Here is a 16,634-nt window from a genome sequence, read left to right as displayed (position 1 = left end):
GAGGCGTAACAGAGGGCCGGCCGGACGGCGCGTACACCGGATCGGCCGCCGGGTGTGGCAGGCTCGCGCCCCGCAAGCTCTCCGGCCCGGCGCGCTTGTTCACCACTCGGGACGGCAGAGGGGCCCCGACGAGGTCCGCCGCCCGGCGCGCGCCACCCGCACACCCGGCCGTCCGGCCATGGCTCCGCTCGCCGCGGCCTCGGAGGCGTCCACCAGGGAGCGCGACCTCCGCTCAGGGTTCACCTCTGATAGCGCGCCAGCACCAAGTTGCCGTCCTCGACGAGCCGTTGGCGCAGGCCCGCCAGATCGATCGCACCGCTGTAGTACTCCTGCAGACCGGGGGCGGCGATCTTGTCCTTCCACTCCGGGTAGCCGCGTACGGACTGGGCCGGCGCCGAGTGCAGCGCCCCGGCCAGTGCGGTGCCGGTGGCCCAGTCGTACCTGGCCACCCGAAGGGCCGGATCCTTGAGGGCCTGCCGGCCGGTCGGCAGCAGCCAGTCACCCAGGGCCAGCCGGACCATGTTCCGCGGGCGGAGGAGGAAGTCGATGAAGGCCATCGCCTCCTCCTTGTACGGGCAGTCCTGCGCCACCGACAGGGTCTGCGGGCTCACGCCCTGGTCCAGTGCGGTGCCCTTGGGGGCCGGCAGCACCGTCCAGTCGAAGCCCTTGGGGGCCTGCTGGACGATCTGCTGGCGGTAGGAGAACCCGAGCGGGACCATCGCGTACCGCCCGGCGAAGAAGCCCGGCAGGGTGTCGGCGCCGCCCATGCCCAAGGTGGAACGGGAGGCCGTGCGGTCGACGTTGACCTGGTCGTGGATGGTGCGGGGCACCACCTGGTCGACGGCGTCGAAGCGGACCTCCACCTTGCCGTCGGGGTGACGGTGGAAGATCCGGCCGCCGGTGGACAGGGCGAGGTTGAGGGTGGCGGAGACCGGTTCCTTCAGCGGCCAGGCGACGCCATGGTTTCCGCCGTGGGTGAGACGCTGTGCGGCTTCCGCGAACTCCTCCCAGGTCCAGGGGTGTTCGGGAGTGGGGATCCGGACGCCGGAGCGGTGCAGCTTCCGGCGGTTGGCGATCAGTACCCGGGGTTCCTGGAGGAACGGGACGCCGTAGATCCGGCCGTCGAAGGTGCCGGTCTCCCAGCTCTGCTGCGGGATGTCCGCCTTGAGGCGGGGCGGCAGCAAGGTGGTGAGGTCGGCGAGGTCGCCGCCATAGGCGAAGTCGGCGAGGTCGTCGGTGGCGTCGTGGATGATGTCCGGCGCCTCGCCGCCCTCGAAGGAGGTGAGCAGCTGGTCGTGGACGGTGGCCCAGGCGCCCTGGATGTAGCGCACCTGGACGTCGGGGTGCTGCCGGTTCCATTCGGCGACCAGTTGCTTATTGATCTTGAGGGAGTCCTGCTGCCAGGCCAGTGACTGGAAGCGCAGGGTGATCTTGCCGCCGGCCGCCCTCCGGGGCCCGGCGGAGCAGCCGGGCAGCAGGGCCGCTGCGGGCAGCGCGGCGGCCGCCGCGAGCAGTCCCCGTCGGTGGAAGCGGGCCGACGGTACCGGCGGTTCGACGCCGCCGGTCGACGACTGCGGTCGCAACGGCCCGTCGTGCAACGGCCGTTCACGCCTCGGCTCTTCGCCTGTCAACTCTTCGCGCATCGGCTTTTCGCCCATCAGCTCTTCACCGCCCCGGCCAGCATCCCGCCCGTGATCCGCCGCTGGATGCCGGCGAACACGAGCAGGCTCGGGAGAGTGGCGAGCAGCGCGGCGGCGGCGAGCGGGCCGAGGTCGGCGACGCCCTCCGTCCCGATGAAGTGGGTCAGCACGACCGGCAGCGTCTGTTTCTCGGGAGATTTGAGCAGGACCAGGGCGAAGAAGAACTCGTTCCAGGCGGTGATGAAGGCGAACAGCGCGGTGGCGACGATGCCGGGCGCGAGCAGCGGTGCGGTGACCGAGACGAGGGTACGTATCCGGCTCGCGCCGTCGACCGCGGCGGCCTCCTCCAACTCGGGCGGCAGGGCGCGGACATAGCCGGTCAGCATCCATAGCGCGAACGGCAGCGACCACACCACATAGACCATGATCAGGCCGATCCGGGAGTCGACCAGATGCAGGGTCTTGAGGATCAGGAACAGCGGGATGATCACCAGGACCAGCGGAAACGCCTGACTGATGACGACCCAGCCGGTGGCCGCCCGTGCGAAACGGTTGCGGTATCGGGCCAGGACGTACGCCATCGGCGTCGCCAGCACGATGGCGATCACCGCGGAGAGCGCCGCGGCGAGCAGGCTGTTGCCCGCCGCCGCGATCAGCGGCTGCTGGTCGAACGCCTGCCGGAAGTTGTCGAGGGTGGGGGCCTCGGGAATCCAGGTGGGGTGGATGCTGCCCAGTTCGCGCGGTGGCTTGAATGCGGTGGAAATCAGCCAGAGGAAGGGGAACGCGAGGAAGGCCAGGTAGCACAGGAGCGCCGCGTACTGGCCGGTGCGGGTGGCGGTGCGCTTCGCGGTCGGGCGGCGGGTCGTACGGCGCGGTCGGGTCGCTCGGCTCACTTGTCGTCGTCCCCCTTCAGCCGGCCCGCCAGATAGACGGCCAGCAGGACCGAGATCACCGCGACCATCGCCAGGCCCATGGCGGCGGCGTACCCGAACTGCCCGTAGCGGAAGGCCTCTTCGTACGCAAAGAGCATCGGCAGCCGGGTCCGGCCGCCGGGGCCGCCGTCGGTCAGGACGAAGACCAGGGCGAAGGAGTTGAAGTTCCAGATGAAGTTGAGGGCGGTGATGGCGAGGGCGACGGGCTTGATGGCGGGCCAGGTGACCGTACGGAAGCGGCGCCAGGCGCCCGCGCCGTCCATGGCCGCCGCCTCGTGCAGCTCCTTGGGAACGTTCTGCAGACCGGCCAGCAGGGAGACCGTCGTCTGGGGCATGCCCGCCCAGACGCCGACGACGACGACCGCGGGCAGGGCGGTGGCCAGGCCGCTCAGCCAGTCCCGGCCGCCGCCGGATCCGGCCAGGCCGAGATGGCGCAGCGTCTCGTTCAGGACGCCGGCGTCCGGGTGGTAGACCAGCCGCCACATGATGCCGACGACGACCTCCGGCATCGCCCACGGGATGATCGCCAGCGCCCGGGCCAGCCAGCGCAGCCGCAGGTTCACATTGAGCAGCAGGGCGAGGCCCAGGGCGAGGACGAACTGCGGGACGGTGACGCCGACGGCCCACACCAGGCCGATCCGGAAGGAGTCCCAGAAGAGGGTGTCCTGGAACAGATCGGTGAAGTTCAGCGACCCGACGAACCGGGTGGCCTGACTGCGGCCCGACTGGGCGTCGGTGAACGCCAGCCCGATGCCGTACAGCAGGGGTCCGACGCTCAGGACCAGGATCGGGATCAGCGCGGGCAGTACGAGGAACCAGGTGCCGCGGTCGCGCCGGGGCCCGGTCGTGCGGCTCCGGGACGCCGCGGAGGACCGCTGTGGCGCGGTGGCGAGGGTCACGGCAGGGACTCCTCGCGCCGTCTTTCCGCCGTCGGCACTGCAACCATCGCACGCCACCTCTCCCCCGTTGCCGGCGCCGTCATCGTCGTTACGGCCGCCACCGCAGTCAAGCTCCCCGCCGGATTCCGTGAAGGATCTCCCCACCTGGGACGTTCTCGGTACCTGCGACACTGGTCGCGATCGCGTACCGCAGGAGGCATCACGATGACCGAACCGAACCCCGGCGCCTTCACGGAGGCGCGCGCCCGGGACGTCCTGGCCGCGGCCGGGCGCCCCGACGCGGCGGCGGATGCCGAGCTGCTCTCGCTCGGCGAGAACGCCGTCTTCGCCCTCGGCGAGCGCGGGCCGGTCGTACGGGTGGGGCGCAGTGCCGAGCTGCTGGAGCGCGCCGAGCGGGAACTGGGCGTGGCGCAGTGGCTGGAGGCGGAAGGCGTGCCGGCGGTGCGGGCCGCCGAGCCGCGGGCCGCCCTCGTCGACGGGCATCCCGTGACGTACTGGCAGCGGCTCCCGCAGGCCACCCGTCCCGCCGGGCCGGCGGATCTCGCCGAGCTGCTGAAGGTCGTCCACGCGCTGCCGGAACCGCCGTTCGCCCTCCCCCGCCGGGAACTCCTCGGCGGCGTCGAGCGCTGGCTGCGGCTGGCGGGCGACGCCGTATCGGCGCAGGACGCGGAGTATCTGCGCGGGCGGCGGGATGCGTTCGCGGCGGCCGCGTCGGCGCTGGAACCGCATCTGGGGCGCGGCCCCATCCATGGCGATGCGCTGCCCCGTAACGTCCATGTCGGGCCCGACGGGCCGGTGCTGGTCGACCTGGAGACCTTCTCCTCCGATCTGCGCGAACACGATCTGGTCGTGATGGCGCTGAGCAGGGACCGCTACGGGCTGGCCGCGGAGGCCTACGACGCGTTCGTGGCGGCCTACGGCTGGGACGTACGGGACTGGGAGGGCTGTGCCGTGCTGCGCGGGTCCCGCGAGACGGCGAGCTGTGCCTGGGTCTCCCAGCACGCGCCCGGCAACCCGGCGGCGCTCAAGGAATTCCGCCGCCGGATCGCGTCGCTGCGTGAGAAGGACGCGACGGTGCGGTGGTACCCCTTCTGAGGTCGCTGGTTCCGAGACCGCCGGTTCCGAGGCCGCCGGGGCCCCGCTGAGGTCTTCGCGGTGCCCGTCAGGCCTGGTACGGAATCAGCGGCCAGGCCGGTTCGACTATCGCCTCGGGGTCGCCGGAGCGCCGCAAGTACGCCTGGAACGAGGCGGCTTGCGAGGCGGCGGCCTCCTCCTGGAGGGCGTGCAGGGCACGGGGCGAGGGGATGGCGACGGCCGGGTACTTCTCCCCGATGCGCCGGGCCACCCCGGCCGCGGCCGCCGCATCGGCGCCCGCCTCGTGCGCGCCGTCCAGCCGCACGCCGTAATGCCCGCACAGCGCCTGCAGCGCGCGCCTGCCCTTGCGGTAGCGGTCCACATGCTTGTCGAGCACCAGGGGGTCGATGACCGGCGCGGGCGCGTGTCCGAGGCGGTCCGTCAGCGTCCGGACGCCGTGCCGCCGGCACTCGCGGTCCAGCAGCGAGAGGTCGTATCGCGCGTTCATCACCACCAGCGGGATGTCCGCGCGCAGGGCCTCGGCCAGCGCCTCGGTGATCTCCTCTATCGCGAGGGCCGGCGGACGGCCGTGTTCTCGGACATATGCGGTGGAAATGCCGTGAATGGCCGCAGCTTCGTCGGGAATCGGGACGCCGGGATCGAGCAGCCAGGACCGCTTTCCGGCCGACCTGCCGTCCCCCTCCAGGCGGAGCAGCGCGGCGGTGACGATGCGGTCCCGCTCGACGTCGGTGCCCGTGGTCTCCAGGTCGAAGCTGACCAGCAGCTCCTGATGCCAACTCATGCCGAACCCTCGCTTCGCTCGGCCTCGCACGCGCGCGGCGCGCACCTTTGCCTGACACGCTCGGCGCGCACCCTTTCGACACGCTCGTTCATGCGGCGGCCCCTCCTTCGGTGGTACATCCCCCGTTGCCGATTCACTCTCCCACGCACCACTGACAATCCCCCGGCCGCCCGTCGCGGCAGGCCCCCTCCCCCTCCCGCCCGCCCCTACGCTGGCCGCATGGACCTACGGCTGGCAGGACTGGGCGCGCTGGTGACGGGTAGCGGTGCGGGAATCGGCGCGGCGATCGCCGGGACGCTGGCGGGCGAGGGGTGCGACGTCCTCGTCCACGGGCGGGACGCGGCCGCCGCCGCGGCGGTCGCCGAGCAGGTCGCGGCGCGCGGGGTGCGCGCCGAGGTGGTGCTCGGCGATCTGACGGAACCGGGCGTCGCCGAGCAGGTCGCGGTCACCGCACGCGACTTCGGGGCCCGCATCCTGGTGAACAACGCCGGCCCGTTCGCCGAACACGACTGGGAGAGCTCCGGGCCGGCCGACTGGCGGGCCGCGTTCGAGGGGAATGTGCTGCCGACGGTGCGGGTCACCCAGACCCTGCTGCCGTCGCTGCGCCAGCACGGCTGGGGCCGGGTGATCACCATCGGCAGCCGGGCCCCGCGGACTCCGCCGCACGATACGGCCACCTACTCCGCGGCCAGGGCGGCGGTGGTGAACATGACCACGAGCCTGGCGCACCACCTCGCCGGGACCGGGGTGACCGCGAACTGCGTGAGCCCGGGGATCATCGTCACGGACGACGAACGCGTCGACGGCTCGGCGGGCGAGCGGCCGGGGCGGCCGGAGGACATCGCGGCCGCGGTCGCCTACCTGGCCAGCCCGCTCGCCGATTACGTCAACGGGATCGAGCTGCGGGTGGACGGCGGGATCGCGGCAGGCCCGTAGGGCGGCCTCACGACACCGGCCGCGAGTCCGCCCACACGCTTTCGAACTCCTCGCGGTAGGTCTCGAAGAGACCGTGCTCACCGTCGCGCCCGTCCCGGCCGTCCGCCCGGACGATGTCGCGGCCGCCCCCGCGCAGCACCAGAACCGGCGACTCCATCCCGCGGCTCTTGCGGAGGTAGCTCTGCACCACCGCCAGGCCGTCCGGGCCGTCGCCGTCGACCAGATAGGCGGTGAAGCGCGGGGTCTCGTCGAAGACCTGGATCTCGAAGGCCCCCGGGTCGCGGAGCCGGGCCCGCACCCGCCGCATATGGAGGATGTTCATCTCGATGGAGCGGCTCATCTCACCCTTCTTCAGGCCGATTTCGCGCTCCCGGCGACGGACGGCGCTGCTCGCGGGGTTGAGGAAGAGCAGCCGGATGCGGCAGCCGGACTCGGCGAGGCGGACCAGGCGGCGGCCGGAGTAGTTCTGGACGAGGAGGTTCAGGCCTATGCCGACCGCGTCGAGGCGGCGGGCGTCGCCGAAGAGGTCCTCGGCGGGGAGCTGGCGCTGCAGGCGCACCCGGTCGGGATGGACGCCGATGACGTCGGCGTAGCGGTCGCCGACGAGGTCCTCCACGGCGTCGATGGGCAGCCGTCCCGAGATGCGGGTGCCGACCCCGGAGCCCAATATGTCGAGCAGCCGGGCCGAGGCCCGCTCCGCCTGGGCCAGCACGGTCTCCGACAGGGCGCGGTTGCGGGAGACGATGTTGCGGGCGACCTCCAGCTCGTCGAGGGCCAGCTCGACCTCGCGGCGGTCGTCGAAGTACGGCTCGAAGCAGGGCCAGTGCTGGACCATCAGCTCGCGCAGCTGGGGCAGGGTGAGGAAGCTGACGATGTTGTCGTCGGCGGGGTCGAGGAGATAGCCCTTGCGGCGGCTGACCTCGCGGACCGCGACCGCCCGCTGCACCCATTCCTGCCCGGCCGGCCCGGCCGCGGCGATCACCCATTCGTCGCCGTGCACCGGCTCGTAGATGGGGCGCAGTACGGCCGCCACGACGGCCCGCAGCCGCTGCTCGACCAGATTCAGCCAGATGTAGGCGCGTCCGGCCCGGCGGGCGCGGGTGCGCACCTCGGTCCAGGCGTCGGCGCCCCAGTCCAGCTCCGCGCCGATCTCCATCGGTCGCGCCAGGGACACCGCGCCGGGCGGTGCGTCGACGGAGCCGCCCTCATGGCCCTCGTGACTCTCGTCACCAGGGGGCAACTCCAGCCCGCCGCTCACCTGCCACCGCCTTCCGAACCCCCGTGCCAACGATCAAGGCAGACTACTGCGGCGCGGGAGGCGGTGCAGCAGGAAGGATCGACTCGGCTGCCAACTCCCCTGCCTTTCAGGGCCCGTTGCCTCCCGAACGCAGGAGGGGAGTGAGCGGATTCATAGCCGTGACGTCGAAGGGAGCCGGGCGGAGCGTTGTCGGTCCACGCGATGGGGTGTTTCCCTGGCCGGCCGTTGACCCCGGCGTCCGCGCCGTCATCGGAGGTCAGGGGTGGCGCGTCGGGCGCCCCGCGCCGGCCCCCGTCCGCGCCGCCCCCCGGCAGAGCCCTGGTACGACGATCCGACATCGCGGCCGATTACCCACATTTCAGCGAAGATAAGGCGAAATTCCCCGTCTATGGGGCATGTTGGGGAAGGATTTCACTTCGGTCCGCGGACGCGTGTCGTGGAGTCGCCGCAGCCCCCGACGAGAAGGTGGAAGAGTCTACGCATGCAGGTCTGGCCGGGACAGATGTATCCGCTGGGTGCCACCTACGACGGGGCGGGCACCAACTTCGCGGTGTTCTCCGAAGCCGCGAGACGCATCGAGCTGTGTCTGCTGCACGACGACGGTTCGGAGACCGCCGTCGAGCTGCGCGAGAGCGATGCCTTCGTGCGGCACGCCTATCTCCCGGGAGTGATGCCGGGGCAGCGGTACGGCTTCCGGGTGCACGGCCCGTACGAGCCGGGGCGCGGGCACCGCTGCAACTCCGCGAAGCTCCTGATGGACCCCTACGCGCGGGCGATGAGCGGCCGGATCGACTGGAGCGAGGCGGTCTACGGCTACCACTTCGGCCGGCCGGAGGCGCGCAACGACATGGACTCGGCGCCGCACAGCATGGCGTCGGTGGTGGTCAATCCGTACTTCGACTGGGGGGACGACCGTCCGCCGCGCACCGCCTATCACGAGACGGTGCTCTACGAGGCCCATGTGAAGGGCCTGACGATGCTGCACCCGGAGCTGCCGGACGAGCTGCGCGGCACCTATGCGGCGCTGGCGCACCCGGCGATCATCGACCATCTGACGAAGCTGGGGGTCACGGCCCTGGAGCTGATGCCGGTGCATCAGTTCGTGCAGGACCACCGGCTGGTGGACGCGGGGCTGACGAACTACTGGGGCTACAACACCATCGGCTTCTTCGCCCCGCACAACGCGTATGCCTCCTGGGGCGACCGCGGGCAGCAGGTGCTGGAGTTCAAGACGGCGGTGCGGGCGCTGCACCGGGCCGGGATCGAGGTGATCCTCGATGTGGTCTACAACCACACGGCGGAGGGCAACCATCTGGGCCCCACGCTGTCGTTCCGGGGGCTGGACAACGCCTCGTACTACCGCCTGACCGACGACAAGCGGTACTACATGGACACCACCGGGACCGGGAACTCCCTGCTGATGCGCAGCCCGCATGTGCTCCAGCTGGTGATGGACTCGCTGCGCTACTGGGTGCAGGAGATGCATGTGGACGGGTTCCGGTTCGATCTGGCGGCGACGCTGGCCCGGCAGTTCCACGAGGTGGACCGGCTGTCGTCGTTCTTCGACCTGGTGCACCAGGACCCTGTGGTCAGCCGGGTGAAGCTGATCGCCGAGCCGTGGGACCTGGGCGAGGGCGGCTACCAGGTGGGGAACTTCCCGCCGCTGTGGACCGAGTGGAACGGCAAGTACCGGGACACGGTGCGCGATCTGTGGCGGGGCGAGCCGCGCACCCTGGCGGAGTTCGCCTCGCGGCTGACGGGATCGTCGGACCTCTATCAGGGCGACGGGCGGCGGCCCCTGGCCTCGGTGAACTTCGTGACCTGCCACGACGGTTTCACGCTGCACGATCTGGTCGCGTACAACGACAAGCACAACGAGGCCAATGGCGAGGACAACCGGGACGGGGAGCAGTTCAACCGGTCCTGGAACTGCGGGACGGAGGGGCCGACGGACGACCCCTCCGTGCGGCGGCTGCGGGCCCGGCAGATGCGGAACTTCCTCGCGACGCTGATGCTGTCGCAGGGCGTGCCGATGCTCAGTCACGGCGACGAGTTCGGGCGCAGCCAGGGCGGCAACAACAACGCGTACTGCCAGGACAGCGAGCTGTCGTGGGTGCGGTGGCCGGAGAGCGGCGGCAAGGCGGGCGGAGCCGGTGAGGCGGACGAGGGCGATCCGGAGGAGACGCCGCCGGACGAGGAGCGGGAGCTGCTGGCCTTCGTCCGGCAGATGGTGTGGCTGCGGCGCGATCATCCCGTGTTCCGGCGGCGGCGGTTCTTCCAGGGGCAGCCGGTCGAGGGGACGCACGACGAGCTGTCCGACATCGCGTGGTTCACGGCCGAGGGTGAGGAGATGGGAACCCGCGACTGGCAGTCCGTCCATGCCAAGGCGCTGGCGGTCTTCCTGAACGGCAGCTCCATCTCCGAGCCGGGCCCGCGGGGCGAGCCGGTCTCCGACGACTCCTTCCTGCTGATGTTCAACGCGCACGAGCAGGAGAAGGAGTTCACGGTTCCGGTGCACCACGGGCGGCAGTGGCAGGTGGTGGTGGACACCGACCGGCCGCGGGCGGCGGCGGACGGCCGGGGCGCCAAGGTCAAGGCCGGTGATCGGCTGATGCTGACGGGGCGGAGTCTGCTGGTGCTGCAACGGCCGACATGACCCGGCGGGCCCCGGTGCTCACCCGGGCCGTCATCGCGACGACGAGGATCAGGACGGCGGCCCCGACGGCCACGGCGAAGGCGGCGAACGGGCCGTGGGCGTCGGCGAGCCGCCCGGAGACGGTCAGCGCCAGGGCCTGGCCGCCGACCACGGCGCTGGTGAGGAAGGCCATCGACTCGGCCAGCCGGGTGGCGGGCACCGCCCGTTCGGTGAGGCCGAAGACGGTGATCAGATGCGGGGCGAAGGCCACGCCGAGGACCACGACGACCAGATACAGCGCCCACAGCGTCTGGACGAACAGCAGCGGCGCCGACAGCACGATCAGCGCGGCGCCGGCCGCCCGCCACCGGGTCGGCAGCCCGATCCGGTCGGGCACCAGCGCCAGCGACAGTCCCGCGACCGCGCTCATCACGCCCATCGCGGCATAGACCAGACCGGCCTGCGCGGGCTGGTGAAGGCGTTCGGTGAGCGCGGTGATGCCGGCCTGGCAGGCGCCGAACATGGCGCCCTGCAGGGCCATGGAGACCCGCATGCCGTACACGCCGCGGGGCAGCCGGGAGCGGGGCGGGCGGGCGCCGGCGGAGCCCGCCGCGGGCCGCAGCACGGCGGCCGTACGGTGCAGGGCGAAGGCCGAGCCGCAGACGGCGAGCAGCACCGCGGCCAGCGCGAGCGCGACGGCCGGATGGGCGACCGTGGCGGCCAGCCCGACCAGCGCCGGGCCGAGCACGAACGACACCTCGTCCAGGGTGCCCTCGACGGACAGCGCCGCGTTGACCATCCGCTCGTCGGCCCCGGCGCGATGGGCGAGGGCCACCAGGCGGGTACGGGCCAGCGGCCCGATCTGCGGCACGCTGGCGCCGGCCAGCAGCGCGATCGCGGCCAGCGACGGCGTCGCGATCCGTGCGAGGGAGGCCACCACCAGGGCCGCCACGGCGAGCGCGTTGAGCCAACAGGCGGCCAGTACGACGGGACGCTGACCGTGCCGGTCGGCGAGCCGGCCGATCAGCGGCCCGGCGACGGTCTGCCCCGCCGCCAGCGCACCGCCCACCAGGCCCGCGGCGGTGAGCGAGCCGCTGGTCCGCGCCACCAGCAGCAGACTGCCGAGCTGGCACATGGCGGTCGGAAGCCTGCCGAGGAAGGAGGCGACGGGCAGCAGCGGCCCGCCCAGGGCGATCACCTGACGGTAGGTGGCGGTTGCAGCGGTCATCGGCCGACGCTATCCGGGACGGGCGCCGCGCCGTATACACCGGAGGTACGAAGGAACTGGGCGCAACGGCTCGCCGGTTCGGAGGAAAGGCCAATGCGGCGGACACCGGCGGATACCTCGGATCGGTGACACAACGAGCCGTCAATGGGGTACGGGTGTTCCCATGACGCAGCCTTCGAGACCGTCGCCGACCGCCACCTACCGGCTGCAGCTCCAGCCGGACTTCCCGTTCGCCGCCGCCGAGCGGGCGGTGCCCCAGCTGGCCGCGCTCGGCATCTCCCATCTGCACCTCTCCCCCGTGCTGGAGGCGGTGCCGCGGTCCACGCACGGGTACGACGTGGTCGACCACACGGCGGTACGGGCCGAGCTGGGCGGCGAGAAGGGGCTGCGGTCGCTGGCGTCGGCGGCCCGGTCGCACGGCCTGGGGCTGGTCGTCGACATCGTGCCGAACCATATGGCGCTGCCCGCTCCGGCCTCGCTGAACAGACCGCTGTGGGAGGTGCTGCGGGACGGCCCGGCGTCCCCGTATGCCCGGTGGTTCGACATCGACTGGGACGGCGCGCACGGCGGGCGGGTGCTGCTGCCGGTGCTCGGCGGGCGGCTGGGCGAGGAGCTGCGGCATCTGCGGGTCGACGGCGAGGTGCTGCGCTATCAGGAGCACGCCTTCCCGCTGCGGCCCGGTACGGAGGGCCTGCCGATGGAGCGCCTCCTGGAGGCGCAGTGGTACCGCCTCGCCTGGTGGCGGCTGGCCCGCAGCGAGCTCAACTACCGGCGTTTCTTCACCATTTCGGAGCTGATCGGGGTGCGGGTCGAGGATCCCGAGGTCTTCGACGCGACGCATGGCACGCTGCTGCGGCTGATCCGCGAGGGCGTGATCGACGGGCTGCGCGTCGACCATCCCGACGGCCTGGTGGACCCCGGCGGCTATCTGGCCCGGCTGCATGCCGCCACCGGGGGTCGCTGGACGGTCGTCGAGAAGGTCCTCACCGGCGACGAGCGGCTGCCGGACGGCTGGGCGTGCGCGGGCACCACGGGCTATGACGCGCTGCGGCACATCGACGCGCTGTTCGTCTGCCCGCAGGGCTCCGGCCGCCTCTTCTCCCACTACCGGGACTTCGTCACGCCCCTGGCCGACGAGGGCGGCGACTGGGAGGAGACGGTGCGCCGGGCCGCGTACGAGGTGGTCACGCACGATCTGGCCGCGGAGGTGGAACGGCTGGTGCGGACGGCGGTACGGATCAGTGAGCGGACCCCGCAGCCGGGCGACCATGCGCCGTGGGCGCTGCGGCAGGCGATCACCGAGCTGCTGGTGCGGCTGCCGGTCTACCGTCCGTACGCCGCGGACCCCGGCCGGGCCGGGCAGGACGCGGCGATGCTGGGCGCGGCCGCGGCGCGGGCGCGGGGCGCGTTCCTGGTGCCCGAGGAGGCGCAAGCGGTGGATCTCATCCACGATCTGGCGCTGGGACGGTACGGGGACCGGGCCCGCGCCACCGGTGCGCCCGGCACCGCCGACCCGGCCGACTTCGCCGACTTCACCGCCCGCTTCGCCCAGACCGCCTCCGCGCTGCACGCCAAGTCCGTCGAGGACACCGCCTTCTACCGCTATCCCGTGCTGCTGTCGGCCTGCGAGGTCGGCGGCGACCCCGGCACGCCCGCGCTCGGCCCCCAGGCGTTCCACGACTTCTGCGCCCGGGTGCAGCGCGACTGGCCCGCCACCGGGACGGTGCTCTCCACCCACGACACCAAACGCAGCGCCGATGTCCGGGCGCGGATCGCGGTGCTGTCGGAGTGCCCGGACCGGTGGCGCGATGTGCTGGGCCAGGTGGCCAACGGTGCGGACGGCCCCCTCCTGGCGAGCGGCCCGGTTGATCCGATGGTGTCCTGGCTTGCCTGGCAGACCGTGTTCGGGCTGGGCGGGCCGTCCGCCGGTGGCCCGGTGCCCGCCGACCGGGTGGCGCCCGCGGTCCTCAAGGCCGTACGGGAGGCCGGGCTGCGCACCTCCTGGACGGAGCGGAACCCGGAGTACGAGGAGGCGGTGACGGAGTTCGTCCGCGGCGGGCCGTGCGGACCGCCGGCCGGCCCGCTTGCCGCGCTGGACGACGAACTCGCCCCGTTCATCCGCGCGAATGTGCTCGGCACGACGCTGCTGCACCTGACCATGCCGGGCGTGCCCGACCTCTACCAGGGCACCGAGCGGGAGTACGCGGCGCTGGTCGACCCGGACAACCGGCGGCCCGCCGCCTTCCGGCCCGACCTGCTCGCCGAGCTGGACGGAGGGGCCGAGCCGGGCGATCTGTCCGCCGAGAAGCTCCGGCTGACGGCCGCCGCGCTGCGGCTGCGGCGCGCGCACCCCGACTGGTTCGACGCCGGCGCCGCCTACGAGCCGCTGCGCGCGGAGGGGCCGGCCGCCGAGCACTGTGTGGCCTTCGGCCGCGGCGGGCGGGTGGTGACGGTCGCGACCCGGCTGTCGCTGCGCCTGGTGGAGACCGGCGGCTGGTGGGACACCGCGCTGCGGCTGCCGCCCGGCGGTCCCTGGCGCGAGCTGCTGACCGGCCGGGTGGTGGACGGCGGCGCGGCCGTGGGGCTGAGCGAGCTGCTGGAGGTGTCGCCGGTGGCGCTGTTCGCGGCGGAGTGACCCGTCCCCCTCAGGACTTTTCCGCCGTGCGGAGCAGTTCGGTGAACGCCGCGGCGGCTCCGGTCAGTTCGACGCGCGAGAAGACCGTGATGTCCCGGCGCCAGGGCGGGTCGGTGGGGACCGTGGCGCAGTCGAGGCCGGTGAGTTCATGGGCCGCCGTCAGGAGCACCCCGACGCCGGCCGCGGCCATCCGCACGGCGGTCGATGTGTGCTGCGTACGGACGGCGGTACGGGGTGTGAAGCCGGCCCGCTCGCATTCCACGTCCAGCCATCGCCGCCCCTCGATCACCGGCTCCAGGCTGCAGCGCACCCACGGCCGGTCCGCAAGGTCGGCCAGGCGTACCGACTCCCGCGCGGCGAGCGGGTCGCCGCGCGGCACGACCAGCACCATCTCCTCCTGCCCGACGACGGTGACCGGTCCCGGCCAGTCCTTGGGGCGCGGCCCGACCGCCACATCGGCGACGCCGCGCGCCATCCGGTCGTCGAGCTCCTCGGTGGTGGCGTACTCGTGGAGGACCAGGCGCACCCCGGGGTGCTCGCGGCCCCAGCGGGCACACACCGCGGGCAGCACGCCGATGGCCTGCGCGTGCACCGTCGCCAGATGCAGTTCGCCGCTCTCCGCACCGGCCGCCGCCAGCGCCGCGCGGCGGGCCTGCCGGGCGCTGCGGACCGCGAGTTCGGCGTGGGGGAAGTAGGCCCGGCCCATCGCGGTCAGCCGCACGCCGCGGGTCATCCGCTCCAACAGGGCGCCGCCGGCCTCCCGTTCCAGCGCCTTGATCTGGTGCGAGAGCGCGGACTGGGTGACGTGCAGCACTTCGGCGGCCCGGGTGAAGGACTCCTCCTCGACGACCGCCACCAGGTATTCCATCTGCCGCAGGCTCATGCCCGTCCCCTCCCCATGCCGCGCGCCACGTCGTATGCACACGGCTCATCGCTCTCATAGAAACATTGCCTTGGACTCATCGCCGCAGGTGGGCGGAGCCTTGGCGCATGAACGAGCGCATGAGCGACGGCATGAGTGAGCGCAGGCACGGACGCGGGGACGAGCGGATGAGTGAGCGCAGGGGTGACCACCCCGGGGAGACGGCCGCGGACACGGCCGATGTCCTCGTCATCGGCGGCGGCACCGGCGGCTACAGCACCGCCCTGCGCGCCGCGTCCCTGGGCCTGCGGGTGGTGCTGGCCGAGCGCGACCTGATCGGCGGCACCTGTCTGCATCGCGGCTGCATCCCCAGCAAGGCGATGCTGCACGCGGCGGAGCTGGTGGACGGTATCGCGGAGGCGCGGGAGCGGTGGGGGGTGAAGGCCACCGTGGAGGCGCTGGACTGGCCCGCCCTGGTGGCCACCCGGGACGACATCGTCGCCCGTAACCACCAGGGGGTGGCCGGGCACTTGGCGCGCGCCGGGGTGCGGGTGGTGCGCGGCACGGCGCGGCTGACCGGGCCGCGTACGGTCGACATCGAGGGCGCCGGGGAGTTCGCGGCGCGGCGCGGCATCGTGCTGGCGACCGGCTCCCGGCCGCGGCTGCTGCCGGGTCTCACGCCCGATGGCCGCCGGGTCGTCACCAGCGACGACGCGCTGTTCGCCCCCGGCCTGCCGGCGTCCGTACTGGTCCTGGGCGGCGGCGCGATCGGCGTCGAATACGCCTCGCTGCACCGGTCGATGGGCGCCGACGTCACCCTGGTCGAGGCCGCGGACCGGCTGCTGCCCCTGGAGGACACGGAGGTGAGCCGGCATCTCGTCCGCGGGCTGAAGAAGCGCGGCATCGCGGTCCGTACGGGCGCCACGCTGGTCGACACGGAGCTGCTGGCGGACGGGGTGCGGGCCACCGTCCGTACCGCCAAGGGGGAGGAAGTCGTCCTGGCGGCGGAGCGGTTGCTGGTCGCCGTGGGGCGGACCCCGGTGACGGACGGGCTGGGCCTGGCGGCGGCCGGACTGTCGGCGGACGGGCGGGGCCATGTCGCGCCCGCCGACTGGTCGCGGCTGGAGACGGCCGTGCCGGGCATCCATGTGGTCGGCGATCTGCTGCCGCCGCCGTCACTGGGGCTGGCGCACGCCTCGTTCGCGGAGGGGCTGCTGGTCGCCGAGACGCTGGCGGGCATCCCGTCGCCGCCGGTGGACTACGCGGCCGTTCCCCGGGTGACGTACTCCTCGCCGCAGACGGCGTCGGTCGGCCTGACCGAGGCGCAGGCCCGCGCCCGGGGGCTGTCGGTCAAGGTGAACACCATGCCGCTGACGGCGACCGCGAAGGGCATGGTGCACGGGCAGGGCGGCATGGTGAAGGTCATCGCGGCGGCGGACGGGGCGGGCGGGGAGGCCACCGGGGTGGTCCTCGGCGTCCATCTGGTCGGCCCGCATGTCTCGGAGATGATCGCGCAGAGCCAGCTGATCGTGGGCTGGGACGCCGAACCGTCCGATGTGGCCCGGCACATCCATGCGCATCCGACGCTGTCGGAGGCGGTCGGCGAGGCCTTCCTGACGCTGGCCGGGCGGGGGCTGCATCAGCACTGAGCGGCCCGGGACCGGGCGGAGGGAGCGGCCGATCAATTCGGTTGCGTCCGGGCGTACGGCTGACAGCATGGCCCCGTACGCCCG

General features: G+C 72.8%; 12 protein-coding genes. 5 read left to right on the top strand and 7 right to left on the bottom strand.

The window, feature by feature from the left end; translation table 11 throughout:
* Positions 1 to 239: 239 nt before the first annotated feature.
* From ACIGWZ_RS36130 to ACIGWZ_RS36120, 3 genes are read right to left on the bottom strand one after another with little or no spacing between them, the layout of a single operon-like run.
* Entirely contained in the window at positions 240 to 1,658 is a 1,419-nt protein-coding gene (locus tag ACIGWZ_RS36130) for an ABC transporter substrate-binding protein (protein ID WP_400071689.1), read from the bottom strand.
* Entirely contained in the window at positions 1,658 to 2,533 is an 876-nt protein-coding gene (locus tag ACIGWZ_RS36125) for a carbohydrate ABC transporter permease (protein WP_400071687.1), read from the bottom strand. Before ACIGWZ_RS36125 ends, ACIGWZ_RS36130 begins: the two co-directional genes overlap by 1 nt.
* Positions 2,530 to 3,471 (bottom strand): carbohydrate ABC transporter permease, encoded by a 942-nt coding sequence (locus ACIGWZ_RS36120; RefSeq protein ID WP_400071686.1) that lies wholly within the window; start codon positions 3,469 to 3,471, stop codon positions 2,530 to 2,532. The genes ACIGWZ_RS36125 and ACIGWZ_RS36120 overlap by 4 nt, the downstream gene beginning before the upstream one ends.
* A 204-nt stretch (positions 3,472 to 3,675) precedes the next feature.
* On the opposite strand from ACIGWZ_RS36120, the gene ACIGWZ_RS36115 reads away from it, so the two are divergent.
* A complete protein-coding gene (locus tag ACIGWZ_RS36115; RefSeq protein ID WP_400071683.1) occupies positions 3,676 to 4,566 on the top strand; it encodes an aminoglycoside phosphotransferase family protein in 891 nt (296 codons plus the stop codon).
* Positions 4,567 to 4,633: 67 nt separating this feature from the next.
* Here the strand turns inward: ACIGWZ_RS36115 and ACIGWZ_RS36110 are convergent, their stop codons facing one another.
* Positions 4,634 to 5,347 (bottom strand): exonuclease domain-containing protein, encoded by a 714-nt coding sequence (locus ACIGWZ_RS36110; protein ID WP_400071681.1) that lies wholly within the window; start codon positions 5,345 to 5,347, stop codon positions 4,634 to 4,636.
* Positions 5,348 to 5,566: 219 nt separating this feature from the next.
* Between ACIGWZ_RS36110 and ACIGWZ_RS36105 the strand changes: the two genes are divergently transcribed.
* Positions 5,567 to 6,283 carry an SDR family NAD(P)-dependent oxidoreductase gene (locus ACIGWZ_RS36105; RefSeq protein WP_400071680.1) on the top strand — a complete coding sequence of 239 codons (717 nt, stop codon included), beginning with the start codon at positions 5,567 to 5,569 and terminating at the stop codon, positions 6,281 to 6,283.
* A 7-nt stretch (positions 6,284 to 6,290) separates the two neighbouring features.
* On the opposite strand, the gene ACIGWZ_RS36100 is transcribed toward ACIGWZ_RS36105, so the two are convergent.
* Positions 6,291 to 7,541, bottom strand: coding sequence for an SAV2148 family HEPN domain-containing protein (locus tag ACIGWZ_RS36100; RefSeq protein WP_400071678.1), 1,251 nt, complete (start codon positions 7,539 to 7,541; stop codon positions 6,291 to 6,293).
* A 481-nt stretch (positions 7,542 to 8,022) separates the two neighbouring features.
* Here ACIGWZ_RS36100 and glgX point away from each other — a divergent pair, with 481 nt between their 5' ends.
* A complete protein-coding gene (gene glgX, locus ACIGWZ_RS36095; RefSeq protein ID WP_400071676.1) occupies positions 8,023 to 10,197 on the top strand; it encodes a glycogen debranching protein GlgX in 2,175 nt (724 codons plus the stop codon).
* Here glgX and ACIGWZ_RS36090 read toward each other — a convergent pair.
* The gene (locus ACIGWZ_RS36090; protein WP_400071674.1) at positions 10,133 to 11,404 is read right to left on the bottom strand and encodes an MFS transporter; all 1,272 of its coding nucleotides are present in this window, start codon (positions 11,402 to 11,404) and stop codon (positions 10,133 to 10,135) included. The two genes, glgX and ACIGWZ_RS36090, sit on opposite strands and share 65 nt — an antisense overlap.
* Before the next feature lie 163 nt (positions 11,405 to 11,567).
* Here ACIGWZ_RS36090 and treY point away from each other — a divergent pair, with 163 nt between their 5' ends.
* Positions 11,568 to 14,039: a malto-oligosyltrehalose synthase gene (gene treY, locus ACIGWZ_RS36085; protein WP_400071672.1), complete on the top strand. Its 2,472-nt coding sequence runs from the start codon at positions 11,568 to 11,570 to the stop codon at positions 14,037 to 14,039.
* 10 nt (positions 14,040 to 14,049) lie between these two features.
* Here the strand turns inward: treY and ACIGWZ_RS36080 are convergent, their stop codons facing one another.
* Entirely contained in the window at positions 14,050 to 14,922 is an 873-nt protein-coding gene (locus tag ACIGWZ_RS36080; protein ID WP_400071669.1) for a LysR family transcriptional regulator, read from the bottom strand.
* A 167-nt stretch (positions 14,923 to 15,089) separates the two neighbouring features.
* On the opposite strand from ACIGWZ_RS36080, the gene lpdA reads away from it, so the two are divergent.
* On the top strand, positions 15,090 to 16,550 hold the full coding sequence (lpdA, locus tag ACIGWZ_RS36075; RefSeq protein ID WP_400071729.1) for a dihydrolipoyl dehydrogenase: 1,461 nt from the start codon (positions 15,090 to 15,092) through the stop codon (positions 16,548 to 16,550).
* Positions 16,551 to 16,634: the final 84 nt, after the last annotated feature.

Source organism: Streptomyces sp. NPDC053427 (assembly GCF_044544985.1).
Classification (GTDB): domain Bacteria; phylum Actinomycetota; class Actinomycetes; order Streptomycetales; family Streptomycetaceae; genus Streptomyces.
The sequence above is the reverse complement of the archived record's forward strand: the minus strand, read 5'-3'. Positions and strand labels throughout refer to the sequence as shown.